This window comes from Streptomyces longispororuber (assembly GCF_024448165.1).
GTDB classification, from domain to species: Bacteria; Actinomycetota; Actinomycetes; order Streptomycetales; family Streptomycetaceae; genus Streptomyces; species Streptomyces longispororuber_A.
Window position 1 is genome coordinate 23,735 of sequence record NZ_JAMOLN010000048.1, and the last position, 19,062, is coordinate 42,796.

At 72.6% G+C, this 19,062-nt stretch carries 15 protein-coding genes; 10 read left to right on the forward strand and 5 right to left on the reverse strand.

Features of this window, described 5'->3' with window-relative positions; translation table 11 throughout:
• Nucleotides 1-7: 7 nt before the first annotated feature.
• Nucleotides 8-1,264, forward strand: a complete 1,257-nt coding sequence (locus M4J07_RS16270; protein ID WP_255972460.1) for a DUF4185 domain-containing protein — start codon at nucleotides 8-10, stop codon at nucleotides 1,262-1,264.
• Here M4J07_RS16270 and M4J07_RS16275 read toward each other — a convergent pair.
• The gene (locus M4J07_RS16275) at nucleotides 1,200-2,252 is read right to left on the reverse strand and encodes a bile acid:sodium symporter family protein (RefSeq protein ID WP_255972462.1); all 1,053 of its coding nucleotides are present in this window, start codon (nucleotides 2,250-2,252) and stop codon (nucleotides 1,200-1,202) included. The genes M4J07_RS16270 and M4J07_RS16275 overlap by 65 nt on opposite strands.
• 180 nt (nucleotides 2,253-2,432) lie before the next feature.
• Between M4J07_RS16275 and M4J07_RS16280 the strand changes: the two genes are divergently transcribed.
• On the forward strand, nucleotides 2,433-3,287 hold the full coding sequence (locus M4J07_RS16280) for a LysR substrate-binding domain-containing protein (protein ID WP_255972463.1): 855 nt from the start codon (nucleotides 2,433-2,435) through the stop codon (nucleotides 3,285-3,287).
• Between the two features lie 9 nt (nucleotides 3,288-3,296).
• On the opposite strand, the gene M4J07_RS16285 is transcribed toward M4J07_RS16280, so the two are convergent.
• A complete protein-coding gene (locus tag M4J07_RS16285; RefSeq protein WP_255972491.1) occupies nucleotides 3,297-4,268 on the reverse strand; it encodes an Lrp/AsnC family transcriptional regulator in 972 nt (323 codons plus the stop codon).
• Nucleotides 4,269-4,390: 122 nt separating this feature from the next.
• On the opposite strand from M4J07_RS16285, the gene M4J07_RS16290 reads away from it, so the two are divergent.
• The 6 genes from M4J07_RS16290 (at nucleotide 4,391) to M4J07_RS16315 (ending at nucleotide 13,692) form a co-directional block, all read left to right on the forward strand.
• On the forward strand, nucleotides 4,391-5,875 hold the full coding sequence (locus tag M4J07_RS16290; RefSeq protein WP_255972465.1) for an MFS transporter: 1,485 nt from the start codon (nucleotides 4,391-4,393) through the stop codon (nucleotides 5,873-5,875).
• A 235-nt stretch (nucleotides 5,876-6,110) separates the two neighbouring features.
• The gene (locus M4J07_RS16295; RefSeq protein WP_255972467.1) at nucleotides 6,111-7,937 is read left to right on the forward strand and encodes an AMP-dependent synthetase/ligase; all 1,827 of its coding nucleotides are present in this window, start codon (nucleotides 6,111-6,113) and stop codon (nucleotides 7,935-7,937) included.
• A 111-nt stretch (nucleotides 7,938-8,048) separates the two neighbouring features.
• Nucleotides 8,049-9,305 (forward strand): ABC transporter substrate-binding protein, encoded by a 1,257-nt coding sequence (locus tag M4J07_RS16300; RefSeq protein ID WP_255972468.1) that lies wholly within the window; start codon nucleotides 8,049-8,051, stop codon nucleotides 9,303-9,305.
• A 40-nt stretch (nucleotides 9,306-9,345) separates the two neighbouring features.
• On the forward strand, nucleotides 9,346-12,021 hold the full coding sequence (locus M4J07_RS16305) for an ABC transporter permease subunit (protein ID WP_255972470.1): 2,676 nt from the start codon (nucleotides 9,346-9,348) through the stop codon (nucleotides 12,019-12,021).
• The gene (locus tag M4J07_RS16310) at nucleotides 12,018-12,755 is read left to right on the forward strand and encodes an ABC transporter ATP-binding protein (RefSeq protein ID WP_255972471.1); all 738 of its coding nucleotides are present in this window, start codon (nucleotides 12,018-12,020) and stop codon (nucleotides 12,753-12,755) included. The genes M4J07_RS16305 and M4J07_RS16310 overlap by 4 nt, the downstream gene beginning before the upstream one ends.
• A gap of 64 nt (nucleotides 12,756-12,819) precedes the next feature.
• Nucleotides 12,820-13,692: an aldo/keto reductase gene (locus M4J07_RS16315; protein WP_305127785.1), complete on the forward strand. Its 873-nt coding sequence runs from the start codon at nucleotides 12,820-12,822 to the stop codon at nucleotides 13,690-13,692.
• An 87-nt stretch (nucleotides 13,693-13,779) separates the two neighbouring features.
• Here M4J07_RS16315 and M4J07_RS16320 read toward each other — a convergent pair whose 3' ends face one another.
• Nucleotides 13,780-14,619, reverse strand: coding sequence for a patatin-like phospholipase family protein (locus M4J07_RS16320; RefSeq protein ID WP_255972473.1), 840 nt, complete (start codon nucleotides 14,617-14,619; stop codon nucleotides 13,780-13,782).
• A gap of 124 nt (nucleotides 14,620-14,743) precedes the next feature.
• On the opposite strand from M4J07_RS16320, the gene M4J07_RS16325 reads away from it, so the two are divergent.
• Nucleotides 14,744-15,436, forward strand: a complete 693-nt coding sequence (locus M4J07_RS16325; protein ID WP_255972474.1) for a TetR/AcrR family transcriptional regulator — start codon at nucleotides 14,744-14,746, stop codon at nucleotides 15,434-15,436.
• A gap of 1 nt (nucleotide 15,437) precedes the next feature.
• Here the strand turns inward: M4J07_RS16325 and M4J07_RS16330 are convergent, their stop codons facing one another.
• Nucleotides 15,438-16,349, reverse strand: coding sequence for a class I SAM-dependent methyltransferase (locus tag M4J07_RS16330; RefSeq protein ID WP_255972476.1), 912 nt, complete (start codon nucleotides 16,347-16,349; stop codon nucleotides 15,438-15,440).
• Nucleotides 16,350-16,496: 147 nt separating this feature from the next.
• Between M4J07_RS16330 and M4J07_RS16335 the strand changes: the two genes are divergently transcribed.
• The gene (locus tag M4J07_RS16335; RefSeq protein WP_255972477.1) at nucleotides 16,497-17,315 is read left to right on the forward strand and encodes a phytanoyl-CoA dioxygenase family protein; all 819 of its coding nucleotides are present in this window, start codon (nucleotides 16,497-16,499) and stop codon (nucleotides 17,313-17,315) included.
• Here M4J07_RS16335 and M4J07_RS16340 read toward each other — a convergent pair.
• Nucleotides 17,300-19,036: a glycoside hydrolase family 6 protein gene (locus M4J07_RS16340; protein ID WP_255972479.1), complete on the reverse strand. Its 1,737-nt coding sequence runs from the start codon at nucleotides 19,034-19,036 to the stop codon at nucleotides 17,300-17,302. The two genes, M4J07_RS16335 and M4J07_RS16340, sit on opposite strands and share 16 nt — an antisense overlap.
• Nucleotides 19,037-19,062 lie beyond the last annotated feature (26 nt).

Below are 19,062 nucleotides of genomic sequence, written 5' to 3' on the forward strand. Positions count from 1 at the left end.
GCGTCGCGTGACGGGGCGTGAGCGTACGAAGGCGGCCGCGGGCCGGCGGAGGCCGGTCACGACGCTGATCGGGCTGCTGCTCGCCCTCGGCTGCGTCGCCGTCGTGGTGATCGCCCTCCCGGACCGGGAGGGCGATCGCCCGTGTTCCGCCCGCACCGTCTCCTCCTGGACCCCGGACACCGCCCGCACCGACGCCTTCGCCCGCTACGGCGACGACGGCGCCCGGACCGACGACTGGACCGGCGGCGACGGGACGCACTCCGTGCGGCTGCCGGACGGGCGCGTGCTCTGGCTGTTCTCCGACACGTACCTGGGGACCGTGCACCCGCCGCCCAACCCGGTCGGGCAGCCGCACTCCTGGCGGGACGGCAGCGCCCCCTTCGTCCGAAATTCGGCCGTGGTGGCGGGCAGCTCGGGAGAACCGGAGCGGACCGTCGCCGCTCCCCTCTTCCCCGACACCGGGGTCGGCGAGTGGCGGTGGCCGGTCGCCGCGCGGGTCGAGGCGCGCTCCCCCGGGTCCGGGGAGCAGGTCGTGCGCGTCCTGCTGTGGACGCGGACGGCGGGCGGCGGACCGTACATCTACGGGGTGCCCACGTCGACCGAGGTGGCCACCCTGTCCCTGCCGGACCTCCGGCTGGAGGGCATCACGCAGGTGCTCGACCAGCGGCAGGTCGGGAACCCGGCGCGGCGCGTCCTGTTCGGGACGACCGCCGTCACGGGCGGCGACGGGCGGACCTACGTCTTCGGCGGGGACGACGGGCAGCGCCCGGTGCACCGGGCCTACGTCGCCCGGGTGCCGGACGGGCGGCTCGGCGATCCCAAGGCGTGGGAGTACTGGGACGGGAAGCGGTGGCTGGCCGGGGCGCGGCCTGCCCCGGTGCTGGGCGACGGGCAGCGGCGCGGGGTGGGCAGCGCGTTCAGCGTGGTGCGGGACGCGGGGACCTACGTGCTGTTCACGATGGCGGCGGGGGCCTCCGGCCTGACGTCCGTGACGAGCTACTGGGCGTGCTCGCCGAGCGGGCCCTGGCACGGTCCCGCGAAGGCGCTCACGCCACCGCTGCCGCGCGACGCCGCCGCCGGACAGGACACCGCCGCGTACAACCCGCAGGTGCATCCGGAGCTCGGCGGCGACGGCCGGCTCGTCCTGTCCTACGACGTGAACTGGCTGGACGCGACGGCCGCCACCGCACAGGCGCACATCAGCCGGAACGTGTCGCTGTACCGGCCGCGGTTCGTGTCCCTTCGACTGGCGCGGCCGGGGTGAGCAGCGGCTCCGGCACCGTCTCGGGGTCGTTGGCGCGGCGCTTGGCGATGACCGCGCACACCATCAGCTGCATCTGGTGGAAGAGCATCAGCGGCAGCACGGCGAGCGAGGCGTGGGCGCCGAACAGGACGCTCGCCATGGGGAGTCCGGAGGCCAGGGACTTCTTCGACCCGGCGAACTGGATCGCGACGCGGTCCGCGCGGCCGAACCCGAGGGCCTTGGCCCCGTACCAGGTGGCCAGCAGCATCACGGCGAGCAGCACGGCCTCGACGACCAGCAGGCCCGCGAGGCGGACGGCGCTGACCTGGTGCCAGATGCCCTGCACCATGCCCTCGCTGAACGCCGCATAGACGACGAGCAGGATCGAGCCGCGGTCCACGTACCCGAGGATCTTCTTGTGCCGGGCGATGAAACCGCCGACCCAGCGGCGCAGCAACTGGCCCGCGACGAACGGCACGAGCAGCTGCAGCACGATCTTGACGACCGAGTCGGCGTTGAAGCCGCCGCCGCTGTTGCCGAGCAGGGCCGCCGCGAGCAGCGGGGTCAGCACGATGCCGGCGAGCGAGGAGAAGGAGCCCGCGCAGATCGCCGCCGGGACGTTGCCGCGCGCGATCGAGGTGAACGCGATCGACGACTGGATGGTGGACGGCACGAGGGTCAGGAAGAGCAGGCCCTCGTAGAGGTTCTGCGGCAGCAGCACGGGCACGAGGCCCCGGGCCGCCAGGCCGAGCAGGGGGAACAGGACGAAGGTGCAGACGAGGACCGTGACGTGGAGCCGCCAGTGGCGCACCCCGTCCATGGCCTCCCGGGTGGACAGGCGGGCGCCGTAGAGGAAGAAGAGGAAGGCGACGGCGGCGGTCGAGGCCCCGGAGGCGACGTCGGCGGCGGCTCCGCGGGCCGGCAGGAGCGCAGCGAGGCCGACTGTCCCGATCAACGCCAGGATGTACGGGTCGATCGGCATCCAGGACGGCCAGCTCAGGCGTTTCATTGGTTCCTTGTTCTGTGGCGTGCTGTGACGTGCTGTGCGTGCGGTGCGTTCTTCGGTGCTGTCAGTGCTGTCGTTCAGGTCGTGCCCTCTCCATCGTCCTCCTGATCACCGTGATCGGGAATCCGGCATACCGTTCTGACTGTGATCGTGTTCCGTGATGAGCGGGGGTAGGGTCGGACCATGTACGACCCCGGGCAGTTGAGGACGTTCCTCGCCGTGGCGCAGACGCTGAGCTTCACGCAGGCCGCGCGGCGGCTCGGCCTGCGGCAGTCGACGGTGAGCCAGCACGTGCGGCGCCTGGAGGAGGCGACCGGGCGCACGCTGTTCACCCGGGACACCCACTCCGTGGAACTGACGGAGGACGGGGAGGCGATGCTCGGGTTCGCGCGCCGGATGCTGGCGGTGCACGAGCAGGCGACCGCGTTCTTCACGGGGACGCGGCTGCGGGGGCGGCTGCGGTTCGGGGCCTCGGAGGACTTCGTCCTGACCCGGCTGCCGGAGATCCTGGAGTCGTTCCGGGTCGAACACCCCGAAGTGGACCTCGAACTGACCGTCGAGCTCTCGGGGACGCTGCACGAGCAGCTGGACGCGGGCAAGCTCGACCTGGTGCTGGCCAAGCGGCGTCCCGAGGACCCGCGCGGTGAGTCGGTGTGGCACGACCGGCTGGTGTGGATCGGCTCGGAGCGGCTGCGGATCGATCCGGAGCGGCCGGTGCCGCTGATCGTCTATCCCCCGCCGGGGATCTCGCGGGCGCTGGCGCTCGAGGCGCTCGAACGGCACGGGCGTGCGTGGCGCATCGCCTGTACGAGCGGGTCGCTGAACGGGCTGATCGCGGCGGCCCGGGCGGGTCTGGGCGTGATGGCCCACTCGCGGGGACTGCTGCCGCCCGGTCTGGTCCGGGTGCCCGAGCGGGCGGGGCTGCCGGAGCTGGGCGAGGTCGACTTCGTGCTGCGCGGGGCCACGGGACGGGCGGAGGGCGGGCCGGCGCGGGCCCTCGCCCAGTCGATCCTGGCGGGCGGCGACCGGCTGCGCTGAGTCCCGCCCTCAGCGGGTCGGCGGCCGGTACGTCAGCTGCTTCACCCGGCGCATGAAGGGCGCCGTCTCCACGTGCTCGACGCCCTCCAGGTGTCCCAGCTTTCCGGAGACGTACGCGTACAGGCCCGCCGTGTCGCGGGCGATCGCCGTGACGACGATGTTCGAGGGGCCGGCGGTCGCGGCGGCGTAGGCGATCTCCTCGTGGTCGGCGAGGGCACGGCCGACCGCGTCGAGGTGGCGCGGGGACGCCGTGATCCACAGGACCGCGGCGACGCCGAAGCCGACCCGCGAGGTGTCGTACTCGATGTCGATGTAGAGCGCGCCCGAGGCGAGCAGCGCGGCCAGCCGTCGTTTGACCGCCGACTCGGAGCGGCCCGTGGCCCGCTGGAGCTCCGGGTGGGTGGCGCGGCCGTCGCGCTTGAGGACGGCGAGGAGCGGGGCGTCGTCCGCGGTGACGACCGCAGGTCCGGCCGGGCCGTACCGCGGGCGCAGGGCGGCGATCTGGTCCGGGGTCAGCGGCCCGTACTTGCGCAGCCAGCCCTCCGGACCGCCGAAGAACCGGTGGAGCATCTGGAAGGCGCGGATCTCGACGATGTGCGGGGTGCGCGGCAGCTTGCCGAGGAGCAGGTCCTCGTGGTCGCCCGCGGTGCGCGGCACGGTCGCGCAGACCACCTCGGTGCCGCCGGACGTCAGCCCGATCCACGCGGTGTCCGGACGGCGGGCGAGCGCCGCCGCGATGGTCTCCGCGCCGTCGGGCGCGCAGCGCAGCCGCAGCATCCAGTTCTCGCGTCCGAGGAGCTGGGTGTCCTGCAGTCCGACGACCCGCAGTCCGCCCTCCGCGACGAGTCTGCGGTAGCGGCGGGCCACGGTCTGGTCGGAGACGCCGATGACCTCGGCGATCCGGCTGAAGGGCGCCCGCCCGTCGACCTCCAGGGCGTGGAGGATGCTCAGCTCCACCGCGTCGAACGGGGTGGATTCCATCGCCAGGACCTCTCGTCCGTCGGATTCCGTCGATCCGTCGCCGCTGATCACGTCGATCGGCCGGGTTCGGCTCATCGTACGGAACGACAGGCCGTACCCGACGAGAGAGGCCGGTTTTCACGATGCGTACATGGGGGACCCTGACCGCGGTCTGCCTGGGGACGTTCATGCTGCTGCTGGACGTGACCATCGCGGTCGTCGCGCTGCCCGACATGGCGGGGGCGCTGGACGCCTCGCTCAGCGATCTGCAGTGGGTGATGGACGGCTACGCGCTGGCGCTCGCCGCGCTGCTGCTCGGCACCGGGGCCGCCGCCGACATCCTGGGGCGGCGCCGGATACAGACGATCGGCGTGGTCGTGTTCGCGCTCGCCTCGGCGGTGTGCGGGCTGGCCACCGGGCCCACGATGCTGGTCGCGGCGCGGGTGGTGCAGGGCGTGGGCGCGGCGGCGATGTTCGCGACGACGCTGCCGATCATCGGCGCCACGTACCAGGGGCGGCAGCGGTCGGTGGCGCTCGGTGTGTTCGGGGCCGTGAGCGGCGGCGCCGCGGCGATCGGTCCGGTGCTCGGCGGGCTGCTGACCGAGGGGCCGGGCTGGCGGTGGATCTTCTGGGTCAATCTGCCGGTGAGCGTCGTGGCGGTGTGGCTGACGCTGCGGTACGTGCCGGAGTCGCGCGGCCCGAAGGGGCGGCGGATCGACTGGGCGGGGACGGCGGCGTTCGCCCTGTTCGCCGGGTTCGCGACGTACGGAGTCATTCGCGCGGGCGAGCAGGGGTGGGGCGAGCGGGGCGCCCTGACCGCGCTCGGCGTCGCCGTGCTGGCGCTGGTCTGCTTCGTGGGCGTGGAGCGGCGGTCGGCGCATCCGATGCTGGATCTGGGGCTGCTGCGGCGGCCCGCGTTCGTGGGCGTGATGGTGGGCGCGTTCGCGTTCAACGCCGCCGCGTTCGGCGTGCTGCCGTACACCTCGCTGTGGCTGCAGACGCTGCTCGGCATGAGCCCGGTCGACGGTGGCCTGGTGTTCCTGTCCCTGTCCGGGGCGTCGATGGTGGTGGCGATCGCGGGCGGGAAGCTGCTGCACGGGGTGCCGGCCCGGATCACGGTGGGCGGCGGGCTCGTGCTCATCGGGGCCGGACTGTGCTGCCAGGCGGTGCTCGACGCGGGGTCGACGTGGTCGGCGCTGGTGCCGGGGCTGTTGCTGACCGGTGTGGGGGTGGGGTTCGTGTCCCCCGGCATCGCGGGCGCCGCGCTCGCCACGGTGGAACCGGAGCGGGCGGGCATGGCGGGCGGTTCGCTCAACACGTTCCGCCAGCTCGGGTACGCGCTGGGCATCGCCGTCTTCGGCACCGTGCTGATCTCGCGGATGCAGGACACGCTGCCGAGCGGGGCCGCGCACGCCCTCGCGGGCGGCGGGGCGGAGGGGCTGCGCGGGCAGGTGCCGGAGCACGCGCTGCACGCGGCCTTCGCCCAGGGGCTCAACTCGGCCTCGGTGCTCGCCGGTTGTGTGGCGCTCGTCGCAGGATTCCTGGTCCTCGCCCTGGTACGGTCCCCCAAGGCTGCCGTAGTGGAACCGACCGCTCCGCCCAAAAAGGCGGTCGGGGCTCGGCAGTGACCTCTCCGTAGGGATTCGGTGGAGACGGAAGCCGAACGGTGAAGAGCACCGGGAGATTACGGAACCGAAACTTACTGAACCGTCAGTATTCTGTCCCGCCGCTTCCCTTGTGGCCGCATTTAAACGGCTGACCTGTGCATATTCCGCGCGCTCCCGGCGAGCTTCACCCCCTCCCGCCGGGGCGCGCGGTCGGGTACCGTCACCGACGCTGTGCGGAGCGCCACAAGGAGCAACTTTGCGCGAGTTCACCAACCCCCCTCTCGCGTCGGCGCCGCCGGTGGGCGGCCTGGCCGACGCCGTGTTCGACCATGCCCTGGAAGACCCCGCCCACATCGCCCTCGGCCGCAAGGACGAACAGGGCCGGTGGCAGGACGTCACGTCCGAGGAGTTCCGTGACCAGGTCCTCGACCTGGCCAAGGGCCTGCTCGCCCAGGGCATCCGGTTCGGCGACCGGGTCGCCATCATGTCCCGCACCCGCTACGAGTGGACGCTGTTCGACTTCGCGCTGTGGACCGTGGGCGCCCAGGTCGTCCCGATCTATCCCACGTCGTCGGCCGAGCAGGTCTTCTGGATGCTCTACGACGCCCAGGTGACGGCCGCCGTCGTGGAGCACGAGGACCACGCGATGACCATCGCCACGGTCATCGGCCGGCTGCCGCACCTGCGCCGCCTGTGGCAGCTGGACGGCGGCGCGGTCGACGAGGTCACCGCGTCCGGCACCCACATCGACGACGAGACGGTGCACCGGCACCGGCGGGCCGTCACCCCCGACTCGATCGCCACGATCATCTACACGTCCGGCACGACCGGCCGCCCCAAGGGCTGTGTGATCTCGCACGCGAACTTCATGTTCGAGGCGGACACGATGGTGGCGCGCTGGGAGCCGGTCTTCGCCTCCAAGCGCGACAACGTCGCCTCCACCCTGCTCTTCCTGCCGCTGGCCCACGTCTTCGGGCGGATGGTGCAGGTGGCGGCGGTCCGCGGCGGCGTGAAGCTGGCCCACCAGCCGCAGCTGAACGCGGCGGCGCTGCTGCCCGACCTGCAGGCGTTCCGGCCGACGTTCATCCTCGCCGTGCCGTACATCTTCGAGAAGGTCTTCAACGCGGCCCGCCGCAAGGCCGAGAAGGACGGCAAGTCCGGACCCTTCGACAAGGCCGTGGAGTGCGCCGTGAAGTACGCGGACGCACAGGAGGCCAAGGCGTTCGGCACCGGTCCCGGCCCGTCCGCGTCGCTGCGCGTGCAGCACTCGGTCTTCGACAAGCTCGTGTACTCCAAGGTGCGCGAGGCGATGGGCGGCAAGGTCCGGCAGGCGATGTCCGGAGGCTCGGGCATGGACCGGCGGCTCGGCCTGTTCTTCGCGGGCGCGGGCGTGGCGATCTACGAGGGCTACGGGCTGACCGAGTCGACGGCCGCGGCGGCCGCCAACCCGCCGGAGCAGACCCGCTACGGCACGGTCGGCAAGGCGATCCCCGGCACCACGATCCACATCGCGGACGACGGCGAGATCTGGCTCTACGGCGGGAACATCTTCCAGGGCTACCTCAACGACCCCAAGGCCACCGACGCCTCCCTGCACGACGGCTGGCTCGCCACCGGCGACCTGGGCTCGCTCGACGAGGACGGGTACCTGACGATCACCGGCCGCAAGAAGGAGATCCTGGTGACCTCCGGCGGCAAGAGCGTCTCGCCGCAGCAACTGGAGGAGCGGGTCCGCGACCATCCGCTGGTCGCGCAGTGCATCGTCGTCGGCAACGACCGCCCCTACATCGCGGCGCTCGTCACCCTCGACTCCGAGGCCGTCGAGCACTGGCTCGGCATGCGCGGCAAGCAGCTGATGACCCCGGCGGACCTGGTGCGCGACCCGGATCTGGAGATGGAGGTGCGGCGGGCCGTGGTGGCCGCGAACACCCTGGTCTCGCAGGCGGAGTCGATCCGTACGTTCCGGATCCTGGCCCATCAGTTCACCGAGGAGCACGGGCTGCTCACACCGTCCCTGAAGCTGAAGCGGAAGGCCATCGAGACGGTGTACTCGGCGGAGGTGGACGCGCTGTACCGGGGATGAGACCTCCCTCCATCGGTTTCTGACGGTTCATCAATTACCGACGCGTCAGTTATTGACGGTTCATCAGGTCGGACACAGAATCACCCTCACTTCGACGGAGGGGGCCCGACCGTGTCGCGACCGATCCGCGCCATCACCGCCACCGTGGCGGCACTCCTGCTCGCCACCGCCTGCAACTCGACCGCGAACAGCAACTCACCTGATTCCAAGGGGAGTTCGGCACGCGGCGTGACCGCCGACTCGATCAAGGTCGGCGGCATCGTCTCCATGACGACGGCGAGCGGCTACAGCAAGAAGGACACCGATCTGGGCGCGCGGGCCCGCTTCGACCGCGCCAACGCCGAAGGCGGGATCAACGGCCGCACGATCGACTACCTGGGCGCGGAGGACGACGGCCAGGACCCGGCGAAGAACCTGGCCGCGGCCCGCAAACTCGTCCAGCAGGACAAGGTGTTCGCGATCGCGCCGATGAGCTCGGTGACGTTCTCCGGCGCCGACTTCCTGCAGAAGCAGAAGGTGCCGACGTTCGGCTGGGGCACCCTGCCGTCGTTCTGCGGGCCGACCTACATCTACGGCTTCGGCGGCTGCATGGTCCCGATGCCCGGCGGCACGATCTCGCAGACCTGGCCGGAAGGGCTCAAGAACGTCACCGGCGGCGCCGCGGGCAGGACCGTCGCGATCCTCGCCAACGACAACGACGCGGGCACCTTCGCCATCCGCACCTACAAGCAGTCGTTCGCCTCGGCCGGCTACAAGGTGACCTACGCCAAGGCGTCCGTGCCCGCGACGTCGGTGCCCAGCGACTGGTCGGCGTACACGAAGGAGCTGCTGCGCAGCGACGGCGGCAAGGCCCCCGACGTCGTCGTCTCCGTCATGCAGACCCCGTACAACATCGGCCTGTTCACCGCCGTCAAGCGCACCGGCTTCAAGGGCGTGCTCACCGATCCGACGGACTACGACCCGGGGCTGCTCGCCAAGAGCGCGACGAAGCAGGCGCTCGACGGGATCCACGTGCTGCTGTCCTTCGCGCCGTTCGAGTCGTCGACGCCCGCGATGAAGCAGTTCAAGGCCGACATCAAGAAGGCGGCGGGCGGCAAGGACGTGCCGCTCAACATGCACATGATGACCGGCTACATGAGCGCCGACCTCTTCCTGTCCATCGCCGGGAAGGCGGGCAAGGACCTCACCGTGGCGTCGTTCCAGAAGGCGGCGGACGGCTTCTCGGACGCCGGGACGATGGTCGGCGACCGGCAGCTGCCGCGCGGCCGGAAGGAGTCGTTCGGCTGCGGGGCGCTCGTCCAGCTCAAGGACGGGGCGTACCGGGTGTCGTCGCCGTTCACGTGCTACGAGCCGATCCCCTTCAAGTGACCCGAGTCTCTCAAGTGGAGCCGCCTGAAGGGGAGTTCCGATGGCCGACCTGCTTGCCTTCGTCCTGAGCGGGCTCGTGTCGGGCGCGCTGTACGCGCTGCTCGCCACCGGGCTCGTGCTGTCCTACTCGGCGTCCGGCCTGTTCAACTTCGCGCACGGCGCCACCGCCTACCTCTGCGCGCTCGCCTTCTACGAGCTCCACTCGGGGTTCGGCTGGCCCGCGGTGCCGACGGCGCTGCTGCTGGTCCTGGTGCTGGCTCCGCTGCTGGGCTGGGGACTCGACCGGCTGATGTTCCGGAAACTGGCCGGGGTCGGCGAGACCGCGCAGATCGTGGCGACGATCGGGCTGCTGGTCGCGCTGCCCGCGCTCGGGCTGTGGACCGTGGAGCTGCTCGACGACGCGGGCGCCCCGGTGAAGCCCGCGGAGAACCAGTTCGGACTGCCGGGGGTCGGGCCGAGCCCGGCGAAGAACTGGCAGCTGCTGGACGGCGTCGGCATCGACTCCGACCAGCTGATCACCTGGGTGGCGACGGCCGTGGTCGCGCTCGGACTCTGGATCCTGCTGCGCCACACGGCACTGGGGCTCAGGCTGCGGGCGGCCGTCGACAACCGCTCGCTCGTGGAGCTGCGCGGGATGAGCGCGGACCGGCTCTCGTCGGTGGCGTGGATGCTGTCGTCGGGCCTCGCCGGTCTGGCGGGGGTGCTCGCCACTCCCCTGCTCGGCCTGTCGTCCCACGACTTCACCCTGTTCCTGTTCGTGTCCGCGACGGCCGCCGTGCTCGGCCGGTTCCTGTCGGTCCCGCTCGCCTTCGCCGGAGGGCTCGGACTCGGCGTGCTGCAGAACCTCGTCGCGGGGTACGCCTCGTTCGCCGAGCGGATCACCGGGTTCCGTACGGCGGTGCCGTTCCTGATCCTCTTCGCCGGACTGCTGCTGCTCACGCGCCGGCAGCGCACGGCGGGCACGGCCGCGGCGGACGCGCCGCCGGTGGACTATCTGGCGGGCCGCTCGTGGGCGCGGCGCTGGGGTCCGTGGGCGGTGGCCGGGGTCCTTCTCGCGGTCTCCTTCTACACGGTCACCACTCCCTTCTGGAGCGGGATCCTCGCCCAGGGGCTGGCGATCTCGCTGGTGTTCATGTCGTTCACCGTCGTGACCGGGCTCGGCGCGATGGTGTCGCTCGCGCAGGCCACGTTCGTGACGGGCGCCGCCCTCGTGGCGGGGCTGCTGATGAGCCACGGCTGGCCGTTCCTCGGGGCGGCGCTCGCCGGGACGTGCGCGGCGGCGGCGCTCGGCGCCCTGGTGGCGCTTCCCGCGCTGCGGCTCGGCGGCCGGTCGCTGGCGCTCGCGACGCTCGCGCTCGCCTTCCTCGCCGATCAAGTCCTCTTCCAGCTGGGCTGGTTGAGGAACGGCGACACCGGCTGGGAGATCCCCCGCGCGGTCTTCGGCCCGGTCGACCTCGGCGACGACCGGGCGATGGGCGTGGCCATGGTCGTGCTGTGCGCGGCGGGCGTGGCGGCGCTCGGCGCGCTGCGCGGGTCGCGGGCCGGACGGGCGATGCTCGCGGTCCGCTCGGCCCCGGCCGCCGCGATGGCGTCGGGCATCTCCGTGGTCCGCACGAAGCTGCTGCTGTTCACGGTGTCGGCGGGGCTCGCCGGGTTCGGCGGTGTGATGTACGCGTCGTACAACACCCGCATCACGGCGACCGACTTCACGGCCATGACGGGGCTGATCTGGCTCGCCGTGGTGGTCGCCGCGGGGGTGCGGCGGCCGCAGTTCGCGGTGGTCGCGGGGCTCACCTTCGCGGTCGTGCCGCATCTCGTCGGCGACTACGTGACGGAGTCGGTGCAGCTCCCGGTGATCCTGTTCGGACTCGCGGGCCTCGCGCTCGCCAACGACCCGGACGGCTACTGCGCCGCGTTCTCGGTCCGCCGGCACCGGCGCAGGGCGGCCGTCGCGGCGGCCCCTTCCGAGCCGTCCGGCACGGCGCCGGAGCCGGCCGCGGCGCTCCAACTCCTCGGCGTGCACGCCGGATACGACGGAGCGCCCGTCCTCCAGGGCGTCGACCTGACGGTCCGCCCCGGCGAGATCGTCGCGCTGCTCGGCCCGAACGGCGCCGGGAAGTCGACCGCCTGCAAGGTCGCCGCCGGACTCATGGCGCCGCTGAGCGGCCGGGTGTACGCCGCCGGCGACGACGCCACCCGGCAGGGCGCGGTGGGCCGGTCGCGGGCCGGGGTGGTGCTCGCGCCCGAGGGGCGCGGCATCTTCCCCTCGCTCACGGTCGACGAGAACCTCGCCCTCCAACTCCCGGACAGGGACGACCGGTCGGCGGTGTACGAGCGGTTCGCCGGCCTCGCCGCACGCCGTGACGTCACGGCGGGTTCGCTGTCCGGCGGCGAGCAGCAGCTGCTCGCGCTCGCGCCGCTGCTGCACCGGCCGCCGCGCGTCCTGATCGCCGACGAGCCGTCGCTCGGCCTCGCACCCCAGGTCGTGGAGGAGGTCTACCGGCTGCTCGCCGAACTCCGGGACGCGGGCACGGGGTTGCTGCTCGTCGAGGAGAAGGCGTCGGAGATCCTCGGCGTCGCGGACACCGTCGCGTATCTCGCGCAGGGCCGGGTGACCTGGTGCGGGCCGCGCGACCAGGTCGAGGCGGAGCGGCTCACGGACGCGTACCTGGGGATCGCGGCGACCGGCGAGGTCGAGGAGGCGGGACGGTCATGAGCTACGTACTGGAGGCCGAGGGCGTCGTCGTGCGGTTCGGCGGCGTACGGGCCCTGGACGGGGTCGGGCTGCGGCTTGCGGCCGGCGAGGTGTGCGGGCTCATCGGCCCGAACGGCGCGGGCAAGACGACCCTCTTCGACGTCGTCTCCGGCATCCGGCGGCCCGACGCGGGCCGGGTGCTGTTCGACGGCGCCGACATCACCCGGCGCTCGCCGGTGTGGCGGGCGCGGCACGGGATGCGCCGCACGTTCCAGCGCCAGCAGCTGTTCGGGCAGCTCACCGTCGCCGACAACCTCCTCGTCGCGCAGGAGTGGCGGCGCGGCGGCCAGGACCCCGGGCGCCGTGGCGAACTGCTCGCGGCCTGCGGCCTCGACGCGCTCGCCGGCTCCTACGCGGGAACGCTGCCGGTCGGCCGGGCCCGCATGGTGGAACTGGCACGCGCCGCCGCCGACCGGCCCCGGGTCCTGCTCCTGGACGAACCCGCGTCCGGCATGACGGCCGGGGAACGCGAACGGCTCGCGGCGGTGGTGCGCAGGCTCGCCGAGGAGGACGGCTGCGCGGTGCTGCTCGTCGAGCACAACGTGGCCTTCGTGATGGAGGTGTGCTCCCGGGTCGTGGTCCTCGATCTGGGCAGCGTGCTCGCCGAAGGGACACCGGGTGGGATACGGGCCGACGAACGGGTACGCGAGGCGTATCTCGGGACGCAGACCCCGGCACAGGGTTCACATACGTGACTGAGATGCTGGTGTCGCGCCGTTCACGGCGACAGGAATGCACGTACGCCCGTGATCGTTGACCATGGGAGTACCACCCGACGACTTAAAGGACCGACACCTCGTGAGCAAGGTTCCCCCGATCATCCTGAACAACGGCGTCGAGATGCCCCAGCTCGGGTTCGGCGTGTGGCAGGTGCCGGACGACGAGGCTCAGAAGGCGGTCGCGACGGCCCTGGAGGCCGGGTACCGCAGCATCGACACCGCCGCGATCTACGGCAACGAAGAGGGCACGGGCAAGGCGATCGCCGCGTCCGGCGTGGCCCGCGAGGAGCTCTTCGTCACGACGAAGCTGTGGAACGCCGACCAGGGCCACGACGCCACCCTGCGCGCCTTCGACACGTCGCTCGCCAAGCTCGGCCTCGACTACGTGGACCTGTACCTGATCCACTGGCCGCTGCCGTCCAAGGACACGTACGTGGACACGTACAAGGCCTTCGAGAAGCTGTACGCGGACGGCCGCGCCAAGGCCATCGGCGTCTCGAACTTCCTGCCGGAGCACCTGGACCGGCTGACGGACGAGACGTCGGTCATCCCGGCCGTGAACCAGATCGAGCTGCACCCGCACCTCCAGCAGCGTGTCTCCCGCGAGCGGCACGCGGAGCTGGGCATCGCGACCGAGGCCTGGTCGCCGCTCGGCCAGGGCAAGGGCCTCCTGGAGGTCCCGGCGATCGTCGCGATCGCGCAGAAGCACGGCCGCACCCCCGCGCAGGTCGTGCTCCGCTGGCACGTCCAGCTGGGCAACGTGGTGATCCCCAAGTCCGTGACGCCTTCGCGGATCAAGGAGAACATCGACGTGTTCAGCTTTGAACTGGACACCGAGGACCTCGGCGCGATCAGCGCGCTCAACGAGGACCGTCGCATCGGCCCGGACCCGGCCGCGTTCGACGTCGCCTGAGCCCTCCGGCCCGCCCGCTCCACCGAGGCCGCCGTCGCGGACACCCCCGTGTCCCGCGACGGCGGCCTCGTCCGTGCCGGCCCGCCTTCAGCCCTTCAGGGTGCGCGCGATCGCGTCGGCGGCGCCCGTCGCCTGGGCGTGGCCGGCGCGGGCCGCGGCGGGGCGGCGGTGGTTCGCGGTCATGTCGCGGCCCATGGCGCGGCGGGCGGTACGGTCCGGGGTCAGGAGGGCGACGGCGGCGCCCCCGGCCCGTAGCGCGTCGGCCTGCCGGTGGGCGGAGCGGTGCGGGCCGACGGCGGACGGCAGCGGCGAGACGGCCAGGACGCGCCGGTACCCGCGGGCCGCGTCGAGGGGTGTGGTCTCCCGGCTGCCGCCGTCCATCCAGCGGCGCCCGGCCAGCGTCGCGGGCGGCCAGACCAGCGGGACGGCGCAACTGGCGGCGACCGCCTCGACGAGGCCGACCCCCGCCTCCCGGTCGAAGAGGGCCGTCTCCCCGGTCACCGCGTCGACCGCCGCGATCCGCAGCGGACGCCCGGGCCACTCCCGCACCCCGCGCAGCAGCGTGCGCACGGTGTCGAGGCTCTCGGCCTCCGGTACGGTCCGCGCCCGCAGCGCGGCACGGCCGAGGCGCCGTGCGGAGCGGTCGGGGTCGCGGGAGCCGAGGGCCGCCCACAGGAAGCGCACGGTCTGGGAGAGCGTGACGCCGAGCTCCACCCGGTCGTCCTCGGCGAGTTGACGCTCGTACAGTGCGCGCGGCGACTCCCCGGCCGCCAGGCGTGCTCCGAAGATCGCGCCGGCGGAGGCGCCGACGACGACCTCGGCCCGGTCGAGGTCGAGACCCGCGTCCGCCAGTCCGGCGAGCACGCCGACCAGCCAGGCGCCGCCGACCGGTCCGCCGCCGCCGAGCACCAGTGCCGTTCCGTCCATGGACCGCCCCTTCCAGGGAAATGGGGAGTACTCCCCGTTTCCCTGGTGGACGATAGCATCCTTACCGGGGAGCACTCCCCGGTAAGACCGGCCGGAGCGGCCGCGAAGGATGGCGGAGGACCTGATGACCACCGGGGAACAGGGCGCGGCGGCCCCGCGCAGGCGCGACGCGCGCCGCAATCGGGAGCTGCTCGTCGAGGCGGCCCACGAGGTCTTCGTCGAGCAGGGCCTGGAGGCGCCGCTCGACGTCATCGCCCGCCGGGCCGGGGTCGGCAACGCGACGCTCTACCGCCACTTCCCCGACCGGGCCGCGCTCGTCGACGCGGTCTTCCGCGATCCGCTGGGCGGCACGATGGAGGCGGGCGAGCTGGCCCGGTCGGCGCCGGACGCCTGGGCGGGTCTGACCGGCTATCTCGACGCCGTCTTCGCGGTGCTCGCCGCCGACCGCGCCGCGGGCGACCTCATGACGACGAACCTCCAGGGCATCGACGCCCTGGAGGCCGTGCACGCGCACAACCGGCGCACGATGGAACTGCTGCTGGACCGCGGCCGGTCGGAGGGCACCGTCCGGCCCGACGTCACCGCGGAGGACGTCCTCTTCGCGCTGGCCGCGCTCGGGCGCGCGGTCCCGGCGCTCACGGCCGCGGCCGCCCCCGACGCCTGGCGCCGCCCGCTGGCCCTGCTCCTCGCCGGACTGCGCGCGGCACCGGACCTGGAACCACTCCCGGACCCCGCGCTCGACGCCGGTCGACTCCAGGCGGTTCTGGGCGAGTTGGGCCCGAACCTGGCGCCCGGAACCGCCTCGCGGCGCTCCTGAACTAGCCCTTCACGGCGGTGTGCACCGTGTGCGCCGTCAGCAGGAACACGTCGTCGCGGCGGTGCAGGCTCTGCGGGTCGGCCGGGTCGAGGAGCCGGTCGAGGGTGGCGAGGTCCTCGGCGGACAGGTCGTCGGCGAACATCTCGCGGCGCCGCCCCCACAGTTCGACGACCAGCTCGCGGCCGCCCGGCGACAGCGGCGCGGGCAGGTCGAGGAGGAACGTCCGGCTGGTCGCGGCGGTCAGGCCCGCGTCCGTCAGGAGCGCCGTCCAGTTCTCCGCGTCCTCCTTGGCCCCCGGCAGGGACGACCGCATCCCGGCGAACCAGTCCTCCTCGATCGCGTCGGCGCGGGCGTGCAGCCCGGGACGGCCGATGCCGAAGTCGCGGGGCAGGCTGCGCCACGGCAGGCCGCCCTCGACGAGCGCGAGCGTACCGCCGGGGGCGAGCCGTCCGGCGAGCGCGGCGACGGCGGCCCGCTGGTCGCCGACGTGGTGCAGGGAGCGGGCCGCCCAGATGAGGTCCGCGGACGGCAACGCGTCGATGTCGTCGGGCAGTTCGACCCGCAGCGTGCTGATCCGGTCGGCGAGGCCCTCCTCGGCGGCGCGCTCGGTGGCGCGGGCCAGCAGCGCCTCCTCGGGGTCGGCGGCGACGATCCGGGCCTCGGGGAAGGCCGCGGCCAGCTGGACCGAGACGGCCGCGGGGCCGCTGCCCGCGTCGACGATCAGGCCGGTGCCGCCGGGCCGCGCCGCGCGCAGCCAGCCGAGGGCCTCGGTGTACATGGGCGCGTAGACGGACGCGTTGCGCTCCAGGTGCGGAACCATCTCCGCCCAGTCCAGGTCGCTGTGGTCGTGGTGGTGCCCGTGCCCGCCGTGCCCGTGTCCGTCGTGTCCGTGCTGGTCGTGGCCGTGTGCCATCGGTGTGCTCGCCGCCCTTCGCGTCCGCCTTCGGTGTTCTCCCAGGGTGCGCGGCACTCCCGGTACAGGCAAGTCTTGTTGCCGCTTGAGCAAATCGGTGCGGAAAGTGTCGGGCGTCCCCGCGGCCGGCCGGACCACTCTGGGCGCATGGACGACACGACTCTGGTGGAGCGGTTCCTGCGGGACGGCTTCGTGAAGCTGACGGGCGCGGTCGCGCCGCGCGTCGCCGCGGACTGTGCGCGGCTGCTGTGGCGGGAGACGGGCTGCGACCCGGACGATCCGGCGACGTGGACGCGGCCCGTGCACTGGGTGGGCGGGCTCGCGCAGGGCCCGTTCGCCGCCGCGCCCAACTCCCCCGCGCTGCACCACGCGTACGACCTGCTGGTGGGTGCGGGCCGCTGGCAGCCGCGCTACTCGCTCGGGACCTTCCCGCTGCGCTTCCCGCACGCGGAGGAGCCGGACGACGCGGGCTGGCACATCGAGGGCAGCTACCAGCCGGAGGGCGCAACCTGGCCCTTCACCAACGTCCGCTCGCGGGACCGCGCGCTGCTCATGCTGTTCCTGTTCAGCGAGGTGGGCGAGGACGACGCCCCGACGCGGATCCGGGTCGGCTCGCACCTGGACGCGCCGCGGGTCCTCGCGCCGTACGGGGAGGAGGGGGCGAGCGGGCTGACGTTCGCGGCCGAGCTCGACGCGGCGTCCGAGCACCGGCCGCAGGCGTACGCGACGGGCTCCCCCGGCGACGTCTTCCTGTGTCATCCGTTCCTGGTGCACGCCGCGCAGCCGCACCACGGAACCCGGCCCCGCTTCCTCGCGCAGCCGCCGCTGCTGCCGGCGGCGCCGTACGAGCTGGACCGGGCGGACGGCGCGTACTCACCCGTGGAGACGGCGATCCGCCGGGGCCTGGGGCTCGACGCCCCGGCCCCGGCGGACCTCCGCGTGCGGACCGGTCAGAGCGCCGGGTAGGCGTTCTTCATCAGTTCCTGGAACTGGGCGGAGAACCAGTGCCCGGACAGCGGCGCGTTCGGCAGCGCCCCGGACATGTGGTTGTTGTTGCGCGGGTTGCCCGTGTACGTCGGGTCGCACATGCCGTCGAAGCCCTTGCCCTCGTCGTTGTCGATGGCGGTGCTCGAACCGTCGGACTCACCCGGCGGCTTCATCCACACGTAGGCGTCGATGCCGGTGGCGGGGTTGGCCTGCGGCCGCTCACCGAGGCCGGCTCCGCTCTGGTTGCACCAGTTGCCGAGGTGGATGCGGCGGTCGTAGCGGCCGCCGTCCACGTACGTGTCCACGTCCGTCGTGGCCCCGGGTCCGGTGGGCCGGGCCGTGCCGCCCCAGCCGTTGCGGGAGGTGTCGATCAGCATGCCGAGGTTCTGGTCGAAGCCGAGCGAGACGAGCTTGGTGCGCATGGCCTGGGCGTACGAGAGCTCGTCGGTGTAGCGGTTCCAGTCGACCCACTTCGACTCGCGGACGGACTTGCCGCCGACCGAGTCGCCGATCGCGAAGTTGTCCTCCTTGAGGGCGCTGTAGTTGGCCGTGTTCACGATGAAGCCGTGGACGTCGGACAGCTGCGCGCCGTTGCTGGTGGCGGTCGTCTTGAACAGCTCGGCGGAGGCGCCGAAGTTGTCGTCCCAGCCGAGCCAGCCGTGGTGGCCCGCGTCGATGTAGTTGTAGACGTTCGGGATGTCACCGAGCTTGTCCAGGGCGTAGCCGACGCCCTTCTGGTAGTTGCCGTTGGCCTTCATCACGTCGCAGTTGGGCGTGGCCGTGGGGCGTCCGCTGACGTTGGTGACGAGGTTGGGCAGCGAGTCGATCTCGATCGTGGTGACGATGCGCAGGCCCGCGTACTTGGAGTCGGCGAGGATCGCGGCGATCGGGTCGATGAAGTCGCTCTTGTACTTGTCGATGTCCGTCGGGCCGAGCTCGCCGTTGGAGGCGAGGGCGGCGCAGTCGCGGCCCGGCAGGTCGTAGACGACGAGCTGCACGACCTCTTCGCCGCTGCCCTTCTGGGCGAGCGCCGCGTCGAGGTGGTCGCGCAGGCCCATGCCGTCGCCGACGCCGTTGATCGCGGCGATGCGGTCCAGCCAGACGCCGGTGGGCTGGTCGGCGATGCGGCTGCCGCCGGTCTCGGCCCTGGCCTTGGCCGACCACTCCGGGTTCACGTACACCTTGGCGCCGGCGTACGGGTTGTCGACGCGGTCACCGGGGCCGGTCGGGTCCGTGGGATCGGTCGGATCCGTGGGGTCGGTGGGGTCGGTGTCCTCGTTGCAGGTGACGCCGTTCAGCTTGAACGTGGCCGGCTGGGCGTTGCTGCCGCTGTAGGTGCCGTTGAAGCCGAACGAGGCGGAGCCGCCGGTGGCGAGGGCGCCGTTGTACGAGAGGTTCTTCGCGGTGACCGCGGTGCCCGACTGGGAGATGTCGGCGTTCCAGCCGCTGCTCACCTTCTGATTGCCCGCGAAGGACCAGGTGAGGTTCCAACTGTTCACCGCCGCGCCATTGTTGGTGACGGTGACGGCGGTGGTGAAGCCCGTGTCCCACTGGTTCTGCACTGTGTAGTCCACGGTGCACGCGGCGGCCGCGGCACCGATGTCGGCCGGGATGGCCGCGGCGGTGCCCACGCAGGCGGCGCCGGTGAGGGCGAGGGTGGCGAGCACGGCGGTGCCGGCCCTGGTTCTGGTACGGCTCATGGTGTGGGGTGTCCCTTTCGGTCCTG